We start from the raw sequence: 20,372 nt of genomic DNA, 5'->3' as shown, positions 1-20,372 counted from the left end.
GAAGGCGCGTTTCAGGGGCTCGGGTCGGGCTTTGTCGTGGGCTTGTCGGTCGTGTCGGGGGTGGAGTCCGGTGCCGGGTCGGGGGATTCGGCGGCGGGGTCGGTGTTCGTTGTCGGCGCCGGGGGTGGCTCGGGGGCTGCGGAGGGTGCGGGGCCGGTGTCGGGATCGGGCTTGCGTTCGGCGGTGGATGCCGGTGGCGCTGCCGGCTCGGGTGCGGTGGTTTCGTCGGGTGTCGGCTGGGGCTTGGGGCCTTGCTTCGTGGCGGTGGCGTCGGCCGTTGTGGCTTTGTTCGCCGGGGTGGTTTTGGGTGCGGGGTCCGAAACTGCCGAAGATTGTGTGATCGGCGGCGTGGTCTTGGTGGCGGGCTTGGGTGCGGGCTTCGGGGATGTGGTGGGTTCGGGTTTCGTTGCGGTGGGGGAACTCTCCTTCGGTTGCGCCGCGTTGGTGGTTGTCTCGGTGGGCGTGGCTGGTATCGGGAGGGCCTTGATCGGCTCCTCGTCGTACTCGTCCTCCACCTCTTCTCCGTCGTCTGCGAATCGGCGGCGGCCCGCGAGTGCCAACAGGGCGCCGGCCGCGACGAGGACCAGGCCCGCGACGAAGATGGTGGGCTCGTTCCCACTGGCGCCCGCCATGTCCGTTGTGATCGGCGCCATGTCTGCGAGGGTCCTCAACGGTGTGATCCGATCCATCGGTGAACAGGTCCGATCGCCTTACTAGCAGACGCGGCGAACGCGGGGAAACCGGCGCCGGGACGGGAGTTTCCCGGGTGGGAGTTTTCCTGGACGAAACACGAGCGCGCGAGGATCGGCCCGCGAACAAGGGGGCCGCGATGACCGTCATGGCGACACGTACGGGGCTTGGCTGGGAGCACGGGATCGACGACGTACCGTCCGACGTCGCGATCGCGGGAGGGTTGTGCGTGGTCGCGGGGGTCGCCGGCGGGGTGCGTCTCCTCGACGCGGCGACCGGGCGGTTCCTGGCCCGGATCGTGGTGCCGGGCGGGGTGTACCGGGCCGAATTCTCGCCGGACGGCACGGTGGTCGCCCTCGCCGGGCCCACCGGCTACGCCCTGTGGCGGGTCACCGACGGCGCCCTGGTGTTGCGGACGCCGGGCCTGCCCGCCCGCTGCGCGTGGTCCGCGGACGGCCGTTGCGCGGTGTCCTTCGGTGGCGTCGTACGGGTGTACGCGCCCGGCACCGGGACCGAGTCGTGGCCCGCCGTGGACGGGCGGGTGCGGGTGGACGACGTGGTCTGGGTGGACGGGGGCGCACTCGCGGTTGCGCTCGGCGGCGAGGTGCACATGTACGGACCGCGCGGCCGCACGAACGTGTGGACCTGGCCGGTCCCGGTGCGGCTCTTGGCAGGTACGCCGGGCGGGGCCTGGTTGTGCGCGGCGGGCGACGTGCCGGGGGTGCAGGTGCGCGGGGCCGGCGGCACGCACGAGGACCTGGACTCGGTCGGCGACCTGCCCGCCGTCGGGCTCGCCCTCGACGCGGGTGGCGGCCGGCTCGCGGTCGAGGACCGGGCCGGGCTCACCGTGTGGGATCTCGCCGCCCGAGGCGGCCGGGTACGCCCGCGCCCGCGGCGGCTGCCCGCCCAACCCCGGGCGTGCGCGCCGCGGTGGCGGCCGGCCGGTGGCGGTCTGTTGGCCACCTCGGGGGGTGACGGGATGCTCGTGGTGTGGGATGTACGGGCGGGGTCGGCGCGCAAGGCGGCCACCCCGCTCGCGCGCCGGCACGTCTCGGCGCCGGTGGCCGCGCTCGCTTGGCACGGGACGGACGCGCTGCTGTTCGCGGACCGCGCGGGACGGGTCGGCGCTCGGTGGTTCCCGGAGTTGACCAACCGTTGACCGGGGGCACCGGTGCCGCGAGCCGGTCCGATTAGGTTAGCCTCGCCTTACATATGCTGTGTACGGCCGGGAGGTCCGCCCATGGAACTGCTCGTGGAAGATCTGCATGCCGGATACCCGGGCCATCGTGCGGTGTCGGGCGTCGACCTGTCCGTCGCCGCGGGCACGGTGGTCGCGATCGTCGGGCCGAACGGCTGTGGGAAGTCGACGCTGCTGCGCTCGATCGCGCGCCTGCACCGGCCGGAGTCGGGCCGCGTCGCGGTCGGCGGCGCGGACATCTGGGGGCTGAAGCCACGTCAGGCCGCGCACCGCGTGGGCCTGTTGCCGCAGAACCCGCAGGCGCCGGAGGCGGTCACGGTGTCCGGCCTGGTGCGGTATGGGCGGCATCCGCACCAGGGTCTGTTCCGCCAGTGGTCGCGCGAGGACGAGCGGGTGTGCCGGGAGGCGTTGACCGCGACCGGCGTGCTCTCGTTGGCCGATCGGCGGCTCGACCGGCTCTCCGGCGGGCAGCGGCAGCGCTGTTGGGTCGCGATGGTGATCGCGCAGGAGGCGCCGGTGATGTTGCTCGACGAGCCGACGTCGGCGCTCGATCTCGGGCACGCGGTCGAGGTGTTGGGGCTGGTTCGGCGGGTGGCCGCGGGTGGGCGCACGGTGGTGATGGTGCTGCACGATCTGGCATCGGCGGCGCGCTACGCGGACGTGCTGGTCGCGATGCGGGCGGGGCGGGTGATTGCGTCGGGGCCGCCTCGGGAGGTGGTGGACGCGGCGTTGGTGCGGGCGTTGTACGACGTGGACGCGGACATCCTGCGGGCGCCGGGGGACGGCACGCCCGTGGTGGTGCCGAGGCCTGACGGCGAGGCCGCCACGGTCGCCTCCGGCTGAGCCCGGTCCCCGACTGGTGCGCTTGGCCCCGGTCGCGAGTGGGCCGCGTGCCCGCTTGCCGTCCTCAAACGCCGGACGGGCTGATCGGGTCTGGCCCCGGTCGTGGGTGGGCGCGTGCCCGCTTGCCGTCCTCAAACGCCGGACGGGCTGATGGGGTTGGCCACGTCCGTGGGCGGGCCGAGGACCGGCTCGCCGTCCTCAAGCGCCGGACGGGCTGGTTTTGGTGGCGTTCGGGGATTCGGCTGCGGGAGCGGGTTGAGTCGGCCCATTTACGGATGAGGTCGAGCGCTTCGGCCCGTCCGGCGTTTGAGGACGGTGAGCCGAGCTTGGATTGGTTGCGGTCGAAGGTGAGCACATCAGCCTGTCCGGCGTTTGAGGACGGTGAGGTGAGGTTGGCTCACCTGTTGATGTGGCCGACTCGACCAGCCCGTCCGGCGTTTGAGGACGGTGAGCCGAGGTGGGCTTGCCCGTGGACGTGGCCCGCCCCATCAGCCCGTCCGGCGTTTGAGGACGGCTGGTGGGAACGTGGCCCATTCGCGAACGGGGCCAAGGGCGCCGGCCCCGTTTCGGTGCGCGTTTCGCGACAGGTAGGTTGCCTACTGAGATGTGACGATGTGTCAGCTGATGAGGTGGGCGATGTTCGGCAGGAAGAAGAAGGCCCCGGTGGCGGCCGAGGGTCGGGACGTGGCGGCGTTGGTGCTTCGGGCCACGCTCGGCCCGATGTTGTTCGCGCACGGCTACAACAAGGTCGCCGGCCCCGGCGGCCTCGCCGGCACCACCGGCTGGTTCGAGTCGCTCGGTCTCCAGCCCGCCGAGGTGCACGCGCGCCTCGCGGCCGGGACCGAGATGGCGGCCGGCGTCGGCATCGTGCTCGGCGTGGCCAACCCGCTGCCGTCGGCGGCCACGGTGGGGCTGATGAGCGTCGCCGCCGCGACCGACCACAAGGGCAAGGGCTTTTTCGTGTTCAAGGGCGGCTGGGAGTACACCGCCGTGGTCGGCGGTGCCGCGGTCGCGCTGGCCGCGCTCGGCAACGGCAAGTACTCGCTCGACGCCCTGGTCGGCCGCCGGCGATCCGGCCTGCGTCCGGCGCTGTTCGCCGCCGGTGTCGGGGTGGCGAACGCCGCCCTGCTGCTCAAGCTCTGCTACAAGCCGGAGCCGGAGCCGGAGGCGAAGCCGGACGAGACGGTCGACGCGTAACACTTCGGACCGCCTCGATCACCGCGGCCCGCCCCGAACCCCTCGGGGCGGGCCGCGGTGTCCGCGCGAGCGGCTACGTTGGGGTCCTCGTTGATCCATGGGCGTCTCGAACGCCCTCGTGTGGAGGTTCTTGCTGTGCAGACGTTGCCCGAGTCCTGGCAGCCCGTGCTCGCGGAGGAGCTGGCGAAGCCCTACTACGCCGAGCTGACCGCGTACGTGGACGCGGAACGCAAGGAACACCAGATCTTCCCGCCGGAGGACGAGGTGTTCGCGGCGCTGGAGGCGACGCCGTACCAGGACGTGCGGGTGCTGGTGGTCGGGCAGGACCCGTACCACGACGACAACCAGGCGCACGGCATGTCCTTCTCGGTCCGGCCCGAGGTGCGCATCCCGCCGTCGCTGCGCAACATCTACAAGGAGATGAACGCCGACATCGGCCTGCCGATCCCCGACAACGGCTACCTGATGCCGTGGGCGCGGCAGGGTGTGCTGCTGCTCAACACGGTGCTCACCGTGCGCGCGCACGAGGCCGCCTCGCACAAGGGCAAGGGCTGGGAGAAGTTCACCGACGCGGTGATCAAGGCGGTCAACGACCGGGACGAGCCGGTGGTGTTCGTGCTGTGGGGCGGGCACGCGAAGAAGAAGATCTCGCTGATCGACACCACCAGGCACGCCATAGTGCAGGGGGCGCACCCCTCGCCGCTGTCCGCGAAGCTCTTCCACGGCAGCAAGCCGTTCTCGCAGATCGACGCCGCGCTCGAGACCATGGGGCACAAGCCGATCGACTGGACGATCCCCAACGTGAAGAAGTAGCAAAACGAGAGGCGCAAGAAAAGCGACATCCAGCGTTCCGGTTCGGTATCGGCTCGGCCGCTATCGGACCGGAAACGGGCGCCATTCGGGAATGGCCGGAAATCTCCTTGCATTGCTGCGGAATACGTGCCGGGCGCCCTTACGGTGTGGGGTTCCCCCATCCCGTGCCTCCCGAGGCGGCCCCCGTGTCCACGTCCACAGTTCGGCCCGTCACTCCCACCTCCACGCCCACCCCCACCCTCGACCTGACTCCCGGCTACGTCGCGCATCGCGGCCTGCGCGAGGAGTTGGCCCGGCTGACCGAGGTGACCCGACACCTCGATCCGGTCGACATCCTGCGCGTGCGCGCGGTCGAGGAACATCTCGCGCTGGTGCTGCGCTTCCTGCGCGCGCACCATCGCGAGGAGCACATCGTCCTGTACCCGTCGGTGCGCGCCGGTTCGCCCCGGGCCGCCCGCACCGTGACCGCCTTCCAGGTCGACCACTCGACCCTGGAGGAGGCGATGCGCCTGGTCGCCGACCGGAGCGTGCCGCTGCGGGATCGGTCGCCCGCGATCGGGCGACTGTGCGAACTGGTCGCCCGGCACAGCCTGGCCGAGGAGCACGAGCTGTTCCCGCTGATGCGGCGGCACGTGCGCGGCACGCCCGACGGGCGGATGCCGACCCGGACCGTGCGGGTCTGGGGCCGTGATCTCCCGGCCTTCGTGGCCTTCCACCTGCACCACGCCACCGGCGCCGAGCGGCGGCGGGTGCTGCGCTGGATCCCGCCGGGGACGGCGCTGCTGTGGCGGGCCGGCTGGCGGCGCGCCTACGAGCGGCGTCGGCGCGCCGCGTACGGCGGCTCCTGACGACCGGGACGGGACCGACTGTGCGCTGGGAAGGCACGCGCTAGGTCCGGTCCCGAGCCGGGTCCGTCGTGTCGCTCGGCGCGGTCAGCTCGGCCAGGAGTGCGCGGACTCGCTCGATCTCCGGGCCGGTCGGCTGTACGTCGCCGAGTGCGCGGACCAACGCGTCCAGCGCGCGGGCCGGTTCGGGCTCGGCGAGCGTGGACAGGTCGTGGATCAGCCGCAGCAGCATGATCCGCGGCGCGGCGATCTGCTCGCGGGGCAACGGGCGTTCGAAGTAGTCCTCGGCCAGATCCAGCCACAGGTTCCACAGGTCGGGCCGGGCGATCCGGGGCACCGCCATGATCGCGTCGGTCAGCGCCCGGGTGTGCCCGGCGGTGACGGTGCGGCGGATCACCGGCGCCGCGGGCAGGCGCGGTGCGGGCACGGGGCGGACGACCGGCGCGGGCGCCGGGCCGGTCGAGTCCGCCGGGTCCGCCCGGTCCGCCGGCGCCGTCCCGTCCGACCCGGATCCACCCGCCTCCGCCCCGTCCCCCCGCGGCCCCGGGAACGGCGGCGGCTCCGTCGGCCGGGTCGGCCCGGTGATCGCCGCCATCAGCTCCGTCTGCGCGTCCGCCTCGGACTTGCCGTACAACGTCCGGCGCAACAACGGCCGCAGCACGGACGGGATCTGCTCGCGCGGGACCTCGTGCACCACCAGCGGGATCAGCCGCCGACCGCTTCCGCGCAGCGCGTCGGACATCGCGGTCCACTCGACCGTGGTCCAGCGCTCCGGGACGAAGTAGGCCGGGGAGAACAGCGCGATCATGTGCCCGGCGTTGTCCAGCGCGCGGCTGACCAGCGTGGTCAGGTTCTCGCCGGTGGCCCAGTCCCAGGCGTCGAGTTCGACGTCCAGACCGGCTTGGACCAGCTGCCCCGCGACCCACTTCGCCCAATCCGTGTCCGAACCGGCGTGACTGATGAAGTAACGCACCGTCTCGCCCCCGTACTCCCCGTGATTCGCCATACGCATCAGCATGGCGCACCCGCCGGCCGGAATCGGCCCCGTCGCCGGATGTACCCGTCGTGTCGGCCGCTCACCCGGGCAGGTTGTCGATCGCCCGGCAGACCTCCTCCACGCCCTGCGTGTTGGGCAGCACGTCGTGCAGCGCACGGCACAGGCACTGCAGCGAATGGATCGGCTCCGGACCGTTGACCAGGGTCCGCAACATGTGCAGCAGCATCGAGCGCGCGTCGGTCATGTGCCGGTGCAGCAACTGGTGTTCGAGGTAGTCCTCGGACAGATCCAGCCAGATCGACCAGGTGTCCGGCGCCCGCAGTCCGCGCACCGCGAGGAACAGGTCGGCGAGGTAGACGACCTGGTTCTGCGGGATGGTCCGGGACAGCTTGGCCATGTTGCCGAAGCGCAGCAGTTCGAGGGTCACCTCCGGGGACACCAGCCCCGTCGCGAACAGCTCCGCGATCCGGGCGATCGCGGCGGGTCGGTCGCCGACGAACGCCGCGATCGCCTCGGCGGTGACCAGTTCCAGCTCGAAGCCCCGGTGCGCGTCGAGGAGCATCAGGACGGACGACTGCCGGTCCAGCGGCGGCAGATCGACCGTGCTGCCCAGGTGCCGGGCCAGCGGATCGGTACTGGTGATCAGCACGTGGCCGGGCCCGGTCGGGATCATCTCGCCGATCAGACCGGGCCGATCCACCTCGTCGAAGATCAGCAACCAGCCCTCGCGCGAACGCAGTTCGTGCTTGGGACCGACGGTCTGGCCGACCCGCCCGCCGAGCTCGGCCAGTTGTCCGAGCACGCGGTGCAGGAAGGCGACGCCGCTCTCGGTGGGGCGGGCGGCGCAGTCGAACCACCACACCACGTCGTACAGGTGCCGGTGCCGGTAGGCGTATTCGCGGGCCAGGTGCGTGGTCCCCAGGCCGGGCAGGTCGTCCTGAGGACGCAGCACCACCCGATGTTCGACCTGCATCAGCGCGCGCAGGTCCGCGAGGGTGTTGTCGCGGCCGTAGAACCGCCCTCTGGTGCCCGGGACGTGCCACACCGGCGGATTGTCGGTGGGCGAGCGCGGCGGGGGCGGAGGCGCGGCCCTGGGCGGCGGCGGGGCGATCACGGGCGGCGTGTTCGCGGGCGGCGGCACGTTCGCGGACCCGGGCGGGGGGCCGGGTACAGGCGCGGACCCGGGCCCGGGCACGGGCGCGTTCGTGGGCGGCCGGTCCGGCCTGGGCGGGCGCGGCGGCGGGGATATCGGGTCCGACACGGTCAGGAGAACCCCGTATTCCGCGCGGGAAGCGGCGCGAACCGGTGCACCGCGGCCACGAGCAGATCGCGTTGGCCGACCGCGTCCGCCTCGGTCAGGTCGACCGGCGACACGCCGCGGAACATCGACGGCACCTGGGTGTGACCGACGACTATGGGCAGCAGCCGACCGCCCGCGTCCCCGTCGCCCAGCGCCTCCTCCCACTCGTCCATCGCCAACCGGCGCGCCTCGAAGTAGTGCTCGGAGAACAGCGCGAGCACGTGCTCGCCCATCCCGCGCGCGCGGGCCATCGCCTTGCCGAAGCTCTCGCCCGCGCTCCAGTCCCAGCGGCTCAGCGACACCCGGTAGTCCTCGAACGTGAGCACCTCGCTGACCCAGTCGGCCCAGGCCAGGTCGTTGCCGACGTAGCTGATCACCAGGTCGGTGCGGGCCGGGGGGACCGGCTCCAGGATCGGCAGCCGCCGCGGCACCTCGGGCATCGTGCGCGAGGACCCGTCGTGGCTGCCGAACATCGGCTCCACCTCGTTTGCCTCGGCCGCGTTCAGCGGCGCCAGGCGATGGCGCAGCGCCGCGGCCACCCGATCGGCCACGGTGCGAACCGCGCGGACGTAGCCGAGATCGCGGATGCCGCCGAGCCGCAACATGTCGAACACGCTCGGCCCGCGACCGGGCGCGGGGATCCCGACCGGCCACTCGATCGGGCCGACCGCGGGCGGCACGGGTTGTTCGATCGTGGTCCACGGTACGGCGATCAGGTTCGGCGCCGAGACGCCCACGATCGACTCGTGTCGACGCAACCGGTCGGTGAACACCGCCCAGTCGCGCCCACAGTCCAGGTCCTCGAAGTAGTCGTCGGAACACAGCGCGACCATCGCGCGCGCCTGGGCGGGCGGATCGCCATCGGGCGTCTGGATCGGACCGAAGGTCGGTTGCAGCCGGATCGCCGCCCGCACCCGGTCCATCCCGCGCCGCAGTTCCGCCTCGACGTCGTCGTGGAAGCGGGCAGCCCATTTGGGATCACGGTCGGCGACGTGACTCGTGAAGAAGTCGTAGTCCACCAAGCGACCCCCGGATCGTGCACCGTACAAAAGGACGGCCCAGCGATACCCGCGACCGCGCCGCGGGTCTGGCAAGTGCCGCCCCATGCCGGTCGTTCGCGTGTACGACTCTGCCCACACAGAGCATCGCGCAGATCGACCCGGCCCGGCTAGTATAGGAAGGCTTGTGTAATCGTGGCGATACGTTCCGCACTCGAATGTACGGTTTCACTCGGACGGCACGCCCGAACGCTACCGGGCCGGACGGGCGAGACGAACCCGGCATCCGGCGACGCGGGGGAAACGGGGGTCCTGCGGATGCAACGAGAGCGCGGTGACGTGGAGTCGGCTCTGCCCGACCTCGACGGGCTCTGTCTCGACGACCTGGATCACCTGCCGGCCTCGGTGCTGGCCTCGGCGCTGCGCCGACTGGTCCACGAGTCCGAGGAGCCCTCGGAGGCGGTGGTCGCGGGGTTCACGAGCGTGGTGGATCCGGTGCTCGTCGAGGCGGAGTTCGACTCCCGGGGCGGAAACGACCGTGCCGGGGGTCCCCGGGCGGACGGGAGCGGCACCGTTCGGGCCTGACCGTGGGAGGTCCGATGCACGAAGCGATTCCGTTTCGGCAATTCGTGGTCAAGATCGCGGCACGATGCGATCTCGCGTGCGATCACTGTTATGTGTACGAACTCCGGGACCAGAGTTGGCGCGAGCGCCCCCGAGTGCCGACCGACGCGACCGTCGGCGCGCTCGGCGCCTGGTTGCGCGCACACGCCGAGCGGGCCGGCCTGCGGGTGCTCGACATCGTGCTGCACGGCGGCGAACCGCTGCTCGCGGGACCGGACCGGATCGACCGGATCGCGCGCGAGCTGCGCGCCGCGCTCGCGGGTGTGGCCGAGTTGCGGATCACCATGCAGACCAACGGAGTTCGCCTGGACGAACGCTGCGCCGAGGTGCTGCTCGCGCACCGGATCCGGGTCGGCGTCTCGCTGGACGGCGACGCGCTCGCGCACGACCGGCACCGTCGCCACGCGGACGGACGCGGCAGCCACGCCGAGGCGGTCCGGGGCATCGCGCTGTTGCGCCGGCCGCGCTACCGGCCCTTGTACGGCGGCCTGTTGTGCACCATCGACCTGGGCAACGACCCGGTGGCCACCTACGAGGAACTGCTCTCGCACGCCCCGCCGATGCTCGACCTGCTGCTGCCGCACGCCACCTGGGAGTTCCCGCCGCCGGGCGCGCGCGAGGGCGAAACCCCTTACGCGGACTGGCTGATCGCGGTCTTCGACCGCTGGTACGGGGCGGCGGTGCGGGAGACGCGGGTGCGGATCCTGGAGGACCTGGTGGATCTGACCCTGGGCCGGGACGTACAGAGCGAGGTCCTGGGCCTGGGCCCGCCGGGCTCCGTGGTGGTGGAGACCGACGGCACGTTCGAACGCGAGGACTCGCTCAAGTCCGCCTACGACGGCGCGGCGGCCACCGGGCTCGACGTGTTCCGGCACGACCCGGCCACCGTGCTGGCCGCCCCCGCGTACGCCCGCGCGGCGCTCGGTGTGGCCGGGTTGAGCGCGACGTGCCGGCGCTGTCCGGTCGTGCGCACCTGCGGCGGCGGCCTGCGGGCGCACCGCTATCGCCCCGACAACGGCTTCGACAATCCGTCCGTGTACTGCGCCGACCTGCGCGCGCTGATCGACCACGTCGGCGCCCGCGTGCGCGCCGATGTCCGTGCCCTGGTGGCCGATTCGAGGAGTCGCGGATGATCGGGACACATCGGCTCACCGGCCCGGCCTTCGATCGACTCGCCGCCGGGCAGGGTGACTTCGCGGCCGTGTCCGCACTCGCCCGGGCGCAGGAGAGCCGCCGCCTGCTCCAGGTGTACGCGGTGGTCGCCACCGCCCGCGAGCGCCTGCCGAGCGCGCGCACCGCGCACCTCATCGACGCCCACGACCTGCTCGCGCACGTCCAGCGCACCGCGCCGGAGGCGGCGCGGACCGTGCTGATGCACCCGTACACCGGCGCGTGGGCGATGCGCGGCCTGCTGCGCCTGGGCCGGACCGACCTCGACCCGGCCGCCCCCGATCTCGACGAACTCCTGGGCCACCTGGGCTCGATCGCGGCGGCGGCGGCACTGCGCGGGGATCCCGAACACGGTCCGCCCGGCCGGGTCGAGCTGAGCGCGGTCGGCGGCTGGGTGTATCTGCCCACGCTGGGGCGGGTGCGGGTGGCCGCGGACGCGGGTCGGATCGCGCTGACCGGGCGCCAGTGGTCGGTCGGCAGCCGGCTGGTCTCGCGCCGACAGGCCAACCGCAGGTGTTCCGCCACCGCCGCGGGGCTGAGCGCGACGCTTGCGATCGAGGACGTCGACCCCTATCGCGACGTGCATCGCTGGCAGCCGAGCGCACGTCTGACGGCTCGCCAAGTATCCTTGCTGCAACGGAATTTCGCCTCCGCCTGGGATCAGCTGGCACACTCTCACCGGGCCTACGCGGCCGGCCTGCCGGCGGCGTTGACCACGCTGGTCCCGGTGGTGGGCGAGCCCGGCGTCAGCCTCAGTTCGTCGTCGCGGTACGCGTTCGGGGGTCTCGCGCTCACGCCCGAGGTGGGCCCGACCACCCTGGCCGTCACGCTCGTCCACGAGTTCCAGCACAACAAGCTCGGCGCGATGCAGGACATCACGAATCTCTCGACACGTTCGAGCGCCCGGTACCGGGCGCCCTGGCGGTTGGACCCCCGACCGGTGGGCGCGCTCTTGCAGGGCGCCTACGCCCATCTGGGGATCGCGGATTTCTGGCGGGTTCGCCGGCACGCCGTCACGGGAGAGGAGCAGGATCGGGCACAGGCCGAGTTCGCCGTACACCGCGAGCACGTCACCGAGGCGATCGCCACGTTGCGCGAGTGCGGTGAACTGACGCCGGACGGCGCACGTGTGGTGGATGCCATGGCGGGCACGGTGCGGTCGTGGTGGCGCGAGGACGTACCGGCCGAGGCGGCGCGCCGTGCGGCCGAACGGGTGCGCTCGGGGCATCGGGCCTGGGTCGCGCGCAACGGCGACCGGGGTCGGCGCGGTACCCGCGAGCGGGTCGTGGACGCGGGCGGAACGACACGAAACGAAAGATGAACATGAGATTACCTGATGTAACGAGGAGTAACGTCGCGTGATGGACTCGGGTAGCCTGGGAACAACGAGTGACCGCGGGGGAGGGCAAGCCCACGCGCGTCGCGACGAAGTGCCGACATCAGGGGTCGAGATGACACCAGTCTTCTTCACGAGTCGGTCGTGCGGCGATGAGCGGGCCTATGTCGAGCGTTTCCACGCCGATCTCGAACAGGCGGTCGCCGCCCGGCTGTCCCAGGGGGGCGGTGCGCGCGGTGTGCTGCCCTCGTGTACCGGTTCCGGTGTGGGCGCCACGCCCGAGGCGCTGGCCTGCTCGGTTCCCGCCGCCGTCGTGCTGGCGTCGCCCGACTACCTCGCCGATCCGCGCGCCATGCGCGAATGGGCCGTACTGGCCGAACGGGTGCGCGGACACCGGGCGCACACCGGCCGACACGTGGACGCGGTGGTCACCGTGCGCTGGCGGGCCACCGACTCCCCACTCGACGGGCAACCGAGGCCCGACTTCGGCGCCGAGAACGACTACGGCCCCATCTACGCCCGCCAGGGCCTGTTCGACCTGATGCGCCTGGAGGGGCACTCGGCCGACTATCGACATCTGGTCGCCCAGTTGGCGCGCGTGCTGGTCGCGGCCGAACGTGCCCCGCTGCGCCCGCTGCCGGCGGCCGAGGCGCGAGAGTTGTTCCCGACCGTGCGCGTCGAACCCAGCCCGAGCCCGCCACCCGCGCGTACCGCGTTCGGGGCCTCCGCGCCGTTCGCCACCGCCTTCCGGGGGCTGCCCGCCCGCGCTCGCGCCGGCTTGGACGCGGCCGCCCGACCCCGCTGGATCACGGCCCGACACAACCCTCGCCGCCCACTGCTGTGGGGACCCGGCGGCGACGTTGAGGAGAACTGAAGCGATGAGCGACAACCCAGCGGGCCCACCGGGAACCGTCGTCACGTTCTACTCGTACAAGGGCGGCACCGGCCGCACGATGGCGCTGGCCAACGTGGCCTGGATCCTGGCTTCGCGAGGCAAGCGTGTGCTCGTGGTGGACTGGGACCTGGAATCCCCCGGCCTGCACCGCTACTTCCACCCCTACCTGATCGACAAGCGGCTCGAGGACACGCGCGGCGTGCTCGACATGATCCGCGCCTTCGCCAAGGTGGTCGGCTCCGAGGCCAGTACCGACGCGATGATCGAGGCGAGCCGGATCGCGGAGAGCCGGGTGGACGGCTGCGCGGTCAAGGTCGACCGCGACTTCCCCGACGGCGGGCTGATCCGCTTCCTCGGCCCGGGCCGGCAGAACCACGAATACGCGGCGACCCTCGCCGGCTTCAACTGGGCCGACTTCTGCGAGAGCCCACACGGCATCGGCTTCCTGGACGCGCTGCGCGAGGACATGCGCGCGTCCTACGACTACGCCCTGATCGACAGCCGCACCGGCCTCAACGACATCGCCGGCATCTGTACCACCCTGCTGCCCGACACCGTGGTGGACGGCTTCACCCTCAACGAGCAGGCCATCGACGGCGGCGTCAACGTGGCCCGCTCGATCGCCCGGCAGGCCGAGCGCCCGCTGCGCATACTGCCCGTGCCGATGCGCGTCGAGGACGACGAGAAGGACAAGCTCGAAGCCGGCCGCGACCACGCGCGCGAGCGCTTCGCCGAATTCCTCGCGGAATACTCCGAGGCGGAGCGCACCAAGTACTGGGGCGAGGTGGAGATCCCGTACAAGGCGTTCTACGCCTACGAGGAGACCCTGGCCACCCTGGGCGACCGGCCCCTTCAGGAGGGCAGCCTGCTCGCCGCGTACGAACGGCTGACCGGTGTGCTCACCGAAGGCGCGATCACCCGGCTCGACCCCGTCGAGGAGGGCGAGCGCCGCCGCGAACTGCGCCGCTTCGAGCGCATCCGGTACACCGCCCCGGTCACCGTGCGCATCCTCTACAGCGCCCGCGACCGCATGTGGGTCGACTGGGTACGCGCCCAACTGATCGCCGCCGGCACCCAGGTGGTCGGCACCGGAGGCAGCGACACGCCGCTGGAGCGGTTGGAGGACGTGGACAGCGTCGTGGTGCTGTCCTCGCCCGACTCGCTGCCCAGCCGGGCCTGGACCGCGATGCGCACCGCGCTGCGCCGGCTCGCCTCGGCGGATCGGGTGGGCGTGGTCACGCTGCGGGTGGACGACGGGCTCGACCTCGACCCGGGCGTGGGCGACACGGTCTCGCTCTCCGCACTGTCCGAGGAGCACGCGCGCACCGCGCTGCTGGCCGCGTTCGGCCGCACCCCCTCGGAGGTGCCGCCGGCGGAGGGCCCCCGCTTCCCCGGCACCAAGCCCAGGGTGTCCCAACTGCTGCCCCGGCACTCGGCCTTCACCGGGCGCGACGACATCCTCGAACGGCTGCGCGACCAGTTGGCCAAGGGCGCCACCGCGGTGCTGCCCCAGGCCCTGCACGGCCTGGGCGGCGTCGGCAAGACCCAGGTCGCGCTGGAGTACGCGCACCGCTTCGCCGCCGACTACGACATCATCTGGTGGGTGTCCGCCGAGCAGGCACAGGGCGTCGCCGCGCAACTGGCCCGACTGGGCGTCCGGCTCGACCTGTCCACCGGGGAGAACGTGGGCGACGCGGCGGCCACGGTGCTCCAGAGCCTGCAACAGGGCGAGCCCTACGACCGCTGGCTGGTGATCTACGACAACGCCGACGAGCCCGCCTCGCTGGCCCACCTGATGCCGCAGGGCAGCGTCAACGGCCACGTCCTGGTCACCTCGCGCAACGACCTGTGGGCGCGCAGCGCCCGCCCGCTCGAAGTACCGGTGTTCCGCCGCGACGAGAGCGTCGCGCTGCTCCAGCGCCGGGTGCCGGCACTGACCGAGGCCGACGCGCAGAAGGTCGCCACCGCGCTGGGCGACCTGCCGCTGGCGGTCGAACAGGCGGGGGCCTGGCTGGCCGAGTCGGCGATGCCGGTCGAGGACTACCTGGAGCGGGTGAACACGCGGGTCACCGCGATCCTGGAGGAGGGGCAGCCGCCGGACTACCCGACCACCGCCGCCGCGACGTGGACCGTCTCCCTGGACGAGCTGAAGGAACGGCAGCCGGCCGCGGTGCGCTTGCTGGAGTTGTGCGCCTACCTGTCGCCCGACTCCATCTCGATGCGGCTGCTGCGCTCGCGCGAGGTGCTCCAGGAACTGATCCGGGTGGACAGCTCGCTCGGCGACACGCTGTTGTTGTCCCGGATCTTCCAGCAGCTGGGTCGATACGCGCTGGCCCGGGTGGACCGGGGCGCGGACACCATCCAGGTGCACCGCCTCGTCCAGGCGGTGCTGCGAGACCAGATGCCGGCCGAGGACGACGCCGCCCGGCGCGCCCGAACCCTGGAGATCCTGGCCGCGAACGCCCCCGGCGACGTGGACGACCCGGCGAACCAGGAGGCGTACGAGGAGCTGTACAAGCACCTCGTGCCCTCACGCGCCCTGGAGAGCGACTCGGAGGCCGTGCGCCGCTGGATCGTCGAGCAGGTCCGCTTCGCCTGGCGCTCCGACGACTGGGAGTTCGCCCAGTACATCGCCGAGGTCGCGCTGGACCGCTGGCGCGCGCGATTCAGTCGGCACGACCCGCTGACGCTGCGGATGTGCACCCAACTGGCGAACGTGTACCGGTCCCAGGGCAAGTACCGCAAGGCGTACGACCTGGACCGGGCCACCCTGGAGGCGCAGCGCTCGGCACTGGGACCGGACCACCCGCACACCCTGATCACCGGGCGCGGCTACGGCGGCGACCTGCGTTCGCTCGGCCGCTTCGAGACCGCGCTCGAATCGGACCGGGAGAACTACCGGCGGTTCAGCGAGGTATTCGGCGAGGACACCAACGACGCCCTGCTCGCGGCCAACAACCTCGGCGTCTCGCTGCGCCTGACCGGTCGCCTGGAGGAGGCGCGCGAGGTGCACCAGACCGCCTACGACTGGCGTCGGCGGATCCAGGGCGAGGAGCACCCGCGGACGTGCTTCCTGGCCAACCAGGTCGGCCAGGACCTCCGTGAGCTGGGCGACTACGCGGGCTCGCGGGCGGTGCTGCAACGCACGCTGGCCCTCGAGGAGGCCAACGGTCGGGTCCGGGACGCGCTGCGCACCTCCAAGAACCTCGCGGTGACGATCCGGCAGACGGGGGACGCCCGCTACGCCAGGTCGCTGGACAGCGACACGCTGGAGAAGTACCGCGCCTTCCTGAGCCCGACCCACCCCGACATGCTGGCCTGCGCGCTCAACCTCGCGGCCGACCACCGCGCGATGGGCAACAACGAGCAGGCCCTCGAACTGGCCCAGGACACCTATCAGGGCTATCGGGAGCAGTTCGGCGGGCAACACCCGTTCACCTTCGGATGCGGCAGCAACCTGTCGAGCTACCTGCGGGCGGTCGACCGGCTCGAAGAGGCGCTGGCGCTGGGGCGCAGGTGTATCGAGGGTCTGCGCGAAGCGCTGGGCGACAAGCACCCGTTCACCCTCGCGGCCGCGGTGAACCACGCGAACAACCTCTATCGGGCGGGCGAGGTCGACGAGTGCGCCGAACTCGACCGGGTCACCTACGAGCGGTACGAGGAGCTGCTGGGCGCGGAGCACCCGCACACCCTGGTGGCGGCCTGCAACCGCGTGCACAGTCTGCGTGAGATCGGTCGTCGGGAGGAGTCCCTCGACTGGCTCACCCGCACCGAGCGGGCGTGTCGACGCAAGCTCGGCGACGAACACCCGATCACCCAGGGGCTGCGCGAGCACCGCCGACTGGAGACCGACATCGAGGTGCCGCCGACCTGATCGGCGCAGCTCCCACGATCACCCTCCGGGCCGGTCCGACCTCGTGTCGGGCCGGCCCGGCCGTGTTCGGGGGCGGGGGCGGTTGGAGGGGCCGCGACACGCCGGGGCAGGCCGGGGACACGCCGGGGCAGGCCGGGGACACGCCGGGGACAGGTCGTCACACCGCGCGACTCGCCGCGACTCGATGAGCAGAAGTGTGACACTTTGCACCTTTGTCGACACTTTCTGTTAGTTTTTGTGCCGGTGACACATGCACGCACGTTCCGCCGTTCCCACCGGCACTCTTCGCGCTGTCCCGAAATCGGCGCGGCCGTTCCGTCCCCTGCGCTCCCGAGCGCGCCTCCCGAGGAGTCACCCCCATGGCCTTGTCCATCTCCACCGTCCTCCTGCTGGGCGTCATCGTCTTCATCTTCATCCGCAAGGGCGGCATGCGAATCCCGCACGCGATCGTGTGCGCGCTGCTCGGGTTCTATCTGGCGAGCACCTCGATCGCGCCGAGCATCCACAGCAGCGGCAAGAGCGTCGCGAACCTGCTGAGCAATCTGAACTTCTGATCGCGGCGGTCACCCGAACCGGCCCGGCGGCAGCTCCGCCGGGCCGGTCTTCGCCGTTTCGGCAGCGGGCCCGAGGGGCGGCGGGGCCTCGGGTGACGGCAGCACCTCGGGTGATGGACAAAGGAGGGCGGCATGGCGGACACGGGCGCGGTCGGGACACCCCTGGTGGTCGTGGGCATCGACGGTTCGGAGCACGGCGATCGGGCGCTGGCCCGGGCCGCGGAGGAGGCCGCCCACGCGGGCGCGCTGCTGCGAGTGGTGCACGCGATCCGGGTGCCGATGGCCACGCCCGGGTTCGAGCCGGTGGAGCCGAACGAGGACACCCGGCGCGCCGCCGAGGAGCTGGTCCGCGACGCCGCGGCGGCGGCGCTGCGCCGTTGTCCGAACCTGGCCGTCGACGCCCGGGTGGGCTACGGCCTGCCGGGCGACGCGCTGCTCGCGGCGGCCGAGGGGGCGATGTTGCTGGTCGCCGGATCGCGTGGGCGAGGTGGGTTCGTCGGGCTCCTGCTCGGCTCGGTGTCGCGGCATCTGGCGGCCCGTACCGAGTGTCCGCTGCTGATCGTGCGCGGCGAGCACGGGGCGGCGGGCGGCGGGGCCGGGGCGGGCGGTGCGGATGTACTGCTGGGCGTCCAGGGCGACGGCGACGGCCGGGCGGTGTCGGCCGCGTTCGAGGCGGCCCGGGATCGGGGGCTTCCGGTGCACGCGGTGCACGCGTGGAGTTGGCCCGGATACGCGGGCCTGGCCGGGCCGAGCGAGGCGGACATGCGTGCGGTCGCCGAGGTGCACGCGACGGCGCTCGGGCAGGCGTTGGCGGCGGCGCGCGAGCTGTTCCCCGACGTCGAGGTGCGCGCGGAATCGGTCATGGCGGACGCCGCGGCCACGCTCGTCGAGGCGTCGGCCGGCAGCGCGCTGGCCGTGGTCGGCGTCCGGCGCCGACGCGGCCCGCTGCGGCACTGGGTCGGCCACGTCGCGACGGCCACGATCGAGCACGCGCGGTGCCCGGTCCTGGTGGTGCCGCAGCACTGACCGCGGGCCCGCTTCGGTTCTCGGACCGCGTTCCATCAATGATTCAATCAGCGATTGAAAATGCCGGCGGTTCGTGGTTTGGTGCCTGCCGTGACCGCACAATCCCGGGCCCGGCTGCTCGACGAGGCCGAACGGCTCTTCCTCGCCCAGGGCTACGACAGGGTCTCCGTGCGGGCGGTCAACGCCGCCGCGGGGATGAATCCGGCCGCCGTGCACTACCACTTCGGCTCCAAGCGGGACCTGGTGGTCGCGCTGCTGCAACAGCGCCTGGGCCCGCTGTGGGCCGAACCGCTGGCCGAGCTGGACCGGGCCCGGGCGGCCGGGTGGACGCCCACCGTCGCCGAGGTGGTCACGGTGATCGTCGAACCGTTCGACCGGCTGGCCCGGGAGCCGAGCGGGCCGATGTTGCTGCAACTGCTCGCCCGGACCGTGCTGTCCGGGCGGGAACTGCCCTGGGACGACCCGTGGTTCCGGCACCGGCCCTGGCGCGAGCTGCTGGCCGGCGCCCGTCCGGACCTGGGCGAGCGGGAGATCGCGGACCGCTGGCGGCTCGCCTTCGACCTGCTGCTCCAGCTCTACGGCCAACCCGTGGCCGACGTGTTCGTCCCCCCGCCCGCCGCCACGATCGTCGCCGCCTTCGTCACCGCCGGCCTGGACGCCCCGCGCCCGGCCGATCCGTCCCGTCCCGAACGAGGTGCCCCGTGATACCCGACGTCTTCGCCCCCGCCAAGCTCGGCCCGCTCACGCTGCGCAACCGGGTCATCAAGGCCGCCACGTTCGAGGGCGCCACCCCGGACGCCCTGGTCACCGACGACCTGATCGAGTACCACCGCCGCCCCGCCGCCGGCGGCATCGGGATGACCACCGTCGCGTACTGCGCGGTCGCCCCCGAGGGCCGCACCGACCGGCACCAGATCTGGATGCGGCCCGAGGCGGTGCCGGGGCTGCGCCGGCTCACCGACGCGGTGCACGCCGAGGGCGCGGCGGTCTCCGCCCAGATCGGCCACGCCGGCCCGGTGGCCAACGCCGCCTCCAACGGCCGGCCGGCTCTGTCCGCGGGTCGGATGTTCAACCCGCTGGGCATGCGCACCACGCTGGCCGCCGGCGAGCGGGACATCGCCCGGATCACCCGCGCGCACGCCGAGGCCGCGCTGTTCGCGATCGAGGCCGGGTTCGACGCGGTGGAGATCCACCTGGGCCACAACTACTTCGCCAGCGCCTTCCTCAGCCCCAAACTCAACCATCGCAAGGACGCGTACGGCGGCTCGCTCGCCAATCGCGCCAAAGTCGCGCGCGGGGTGTGTCGCGCGGTGCGCGACGCGGTGGGCGACCGGATCGCGGTGACCGCCAAGCTCAACATGGAGGACGGCGTCCCGGGCGGGATCTGGCTGGACGAGAGCATCCAGACCGCGCGCTGGTTGGAGGAGGACGGCTCGCTGGACGCGCTGGAGCTGACGGCGGGCAGTTCGCTGCTCAATCCGATGTACCTCTTCCGCGGCGACGCCCCGGTGCCGGAGTTCGCCGCGACCTTCCCGCAGCCGCAACGTACGGGGGTCAAGCTGATCGGCAAGCGCATCCTGCGGTCCTACCCCTACGAGGAGGCCTATCTACTGGCCTCCGCCCGGCAGTTCCGAGCCGAGTTGAAGCTGCCGCTGATCCTGCTCGGCGGCATCACCAACCGGGACACGATGGATTCGGCGATGGCCGAGGGCTTCGAGTTCGTGGCGATGGGCCGCGCGGTGCTGCGTGAGCCGGACCTGGTCAACCGCATCGCGGCCGAGCCGAAGACCCGGTCGTTGTGCGTGCACTGCAACAAATGTATGCCGACGATCTACAGCCGTACCCGCTGCGTGCTGATCGAGCCGGAGGCGTAACCGCGGGTGTGGCCGGGCGGCGGCCGTGCTTCCACTTCCGTGCTCCGCGGCGGGGGCCACCGCGCCGCGCACCGGTGCGGTAAGGGGCGCCGGGGGGCCCCCCCCCCCGCCCCCCGCCGGGGGGGGCGACCCCCCCCC

The 20,372-nt window shown here is 72.4% G+C and carries 18 protein-coding genes and 1 CRISPR repeat array; of the genes, 14 read left to right on the top strand and 4 right to left on the bottom strand.

Annotated elements, in window-relative coordinates; all coding sequences use genetic code 11:
• Window positions 1–11 precede the first annotated feature (11 nt).
• Entirely contained in the window at window positions 12–653 is a 642-nt protein-coding gene (locus tag ACFRCG_RS08780; protein ID WP_380030087.1) for a hypothetical protein, read from the bottom strand.
• A 176-nt stretch (window positions 654–829) separates the two neighbouring features.
• Between ACFRCG_RS08780 and ACFRCG_RS08775 the strand changes: the two genes are divergently transcribed.
• The 5 genes from ACFRCG_RS08775 (at window position 830) to ACFRCG_RS08755 (ending at window position 5,589) form a co-directional block, all read left to right on the top strand.
• Window positions 830–1,849, top strand: a complete 1,020-nt coding sequence (locus ACFRCG_RS08775) for a WD40 repeat domain-containing protein (RefSeq protein WP_380030086.1) — start codon at window positions 830–832, stop codon at window positions 1,847–1,849.
• An 81-nt stretch (window positions 1,850–1,930) separates the two neighbouring features.
• A complete protein-coding gene (locus tag ACFRCG_RS08770) occupies window positions 1,931–2,731 on the top strand; it encodes an ABC transporter ATP-binding protein (RefSeq protein WP_380030085.1) in 801 nt (266 codons plus the stop codon).
• 291 nt (window positions 2,732–3,022) lie between these two features.
• Window positions 3,023–3,249: a CRISPR direct-repeat array (repeat unit 23 nt; unit sequence GTCCGGCGTTTGAGGACGGTGAG).
• Between the two features lie 118 nt (window positions 3,250–3,367).
• Window positions 3,368–3,928, top strand: a complete 561-nt coding sequence (locus ACFRCG_RS08765; protein ID WP_380030084.1) for a DoxX family protein — start codon at window positions 3,368–3,370, stop codon at window positions 3,926–3,928.
• Window positions 3,929–4,063: 135 nt separating this feature from the next.
• Window positions 4,064–4,741 carry a uracil-DNA glycosylase gene (locus ACFRCG_RS08760; protein WP_380030083.1) on the top strand — a complete coding sequence of 226 codons (678 nt, stop codon included), beginning with the start codon at window positions 4,064–4,066 and terminating at the stop codon, window positions 4,739–4,741.
• Window positions 4,742–4,926: 185 nt separating this feature from the next.
• Window positions 4,927–5,589, top strand: a complete 663-nt coding sequence (locus ACFRCG_RS08755; protein WP_379996616.1) for a hemerythrin domain-containing protein — start codon at window positions 4,927–4,929, stop codon at window positions 5,587–5,589.
• Between the two features lie 40 nt (window positions 5,590–5,629).
• Here ACFRCG_RS08755 and ACFRCG_RS08750 read toward each other — a convergent pair whose 3' ends face one another.
• The 3 genes from ACFRCG_RS08750 to ACFRCG_RS08740 form a co-directional block, all read right to left on the bottom strand.
• A complete protein-coding gene (locus ACFRCG_RS08750; RefSeq protein WP_380030082.1) occupies window positions 5,630–6,592 on the bottom strand; it encodes a TIR domain-containing protein in 963 nt (320 codons plus the stop codon).
• Between the two features lie 70 nt (window positions 6,593–6,662).
• Entirely contained in the window at window positions 6,663–7,628 is a 966-nt protein-coding gene (locus tag ACFRCG_RS08745) for a hypothetical protein (RefSeq protein WP_380030080.1), read from the bottom strand.
• Window positions 7,629–7,846: 218 nt separating this feature from the next.
• Window positions 7,847–8,902, bottom strand: coding sequence for a TIR domain-containing protein (locus ACFRCG_RS08740; protein ID WP_380030079.1), 1,056 nt, complete (start codon window positions 8,900–8,902; stop codon window positions 7,847–7,849).
• Between the two features lie 318 nt (window positions 8,903–9,220).
• Between ACFRCG_RS08740 and fxsA the strand changes: the two genes are divergently transcribed.
• The 9 genes from fxsA (at window position 9,221) to ACFRCG_RS08695 (ending at window position 20,234) form a co-directional block, all read left to right on the top strand.
• Window positions 9,221–9,466: an FxSxx-COOH cyclophane-containing RiPP peptide gene (gene fxsA, locus ACFRCG_RS08735; protein ID WP_380030078.1), complete on the top strand. Its 246-nt coding sequence runs from the start codon at window positions 9,221–9,223 to the stop codon at window positions 9,464–9,466.
• Between the two features lie 14 nt (window positions 9,467–9,480).
• Window positions 9,481–10,638, top strand: a complete 1,158-nt coding sequence (locus ACFRCG_RS08730; protein WP_380030077.1) for an FxsB family cyclophane-forming radical SAM/SPASM peptide maturase — start codon at window positions 9,481–9,483, stop codon at window positions 10,636–10,638.
• Window positions 10,635–11,996, top strand: a complete 1,362-nt coding sequence (locus ACFRCG_RS08725) for an HEXXH motif domain-containing protein (protein ID WP_380030076.1) — start codon at window positions 10,635–10,637, stop codon at window positions 11,994–11,996. The genes ACFRCG_RS08730 and ACFRCG_RS08725 overlap by 4 nt, the downstream gene beginning before the upstream one ends.
• Window positions 11,997–12,126: 130 nt before the next feature.
• Window positions 12,127–12,885 (top strand): hypothetical protein, encoded by a 759-nt coding sequence (locus ACFRCG_RS08720; protein WP_380030075.1) that lies wholly within the window; start codon window positions 12,127–12,129, stop codon window positions 12,883–12,885.
• A gap of 4 nt (window positions 12,886–12,889) precedes the next feature.
• On the top strand, window positions 12,890–16,780 hold the full coding sequence (fxsT, locus tag ACFRCG_RS08715) for an FxSxx-COOH system tetratricopeptide repeat protein (RefSeq protein WP_380030074.1): 3,891 nt from the start codon (window positions 12,890–12,892) through the stop codon (window positions 16,778–16,780).
• Window positions 16,781–17,139: 359 nt separating this feature from the next.
• Window positions 17,140–17,334 (top strand): DUF2304 domain-containing protein, encoded by a 195-nt coding sequence (locus ACFRCG_RS08710; protein ID WP_379996634.1) that lies wholly within the window; start codon window positions 17,140–17,142, stop codon window positions 17,332–17,334.
• Window positions 17,335–17,466: 132 nt separating this feature from the next.
• Window positions 17,467–18,360, top strand: coding sequence for a universal stress protein (locus tag ACFRCG_RS08705; protein WP_380030073.1), 894 nt, complete (start codon window positions 17,467–17,469; stop codon window positions 18,358–18,360).
• A 90-nt stretch (window positions 18,361–18,450) separates the two neighbouring features.
• Entirely contained in the window at window positions 18,451–19,065 is a 615-nt protein-coding gene (locus tag ACFRCG_RS08700; protein ID WP_380030072.1) for a TetR/AcrR family transcriptional regulator, read from the top strand.
• Window positions 19,062–20,234 (top strand): NADH:flavin oxidoreductase, encoded by a 1,173-nt coding sequence (locus ACFRCG_RS08695; RefSeq protein WP_380030070.1) that lies wholly within the window; start codon window positions 19,062–19,064, stop codon window positions 20,232–20,234. Before ACFRCG_RS08700 ends, ACFRCG_RS08695 begins: the two co-directional genes overlap by 4 nt.
• The last annotated feature ends 138 nt before the right edge of the window (window positions 20,235–20,372 follow it).

The organism is Embleya sp. NPDC056575 (genome assembly GCF_042793325.1).
Lineage (GTDB): Bacteria > Actinomycetota > Actinomycetes > Streptomycetales > Streptomycetaceae > Embleya.
Note: the sequence above shows the minus strand (reverse complement) of the source record. Positions and strands in the feature narration are given on the sequence as shown.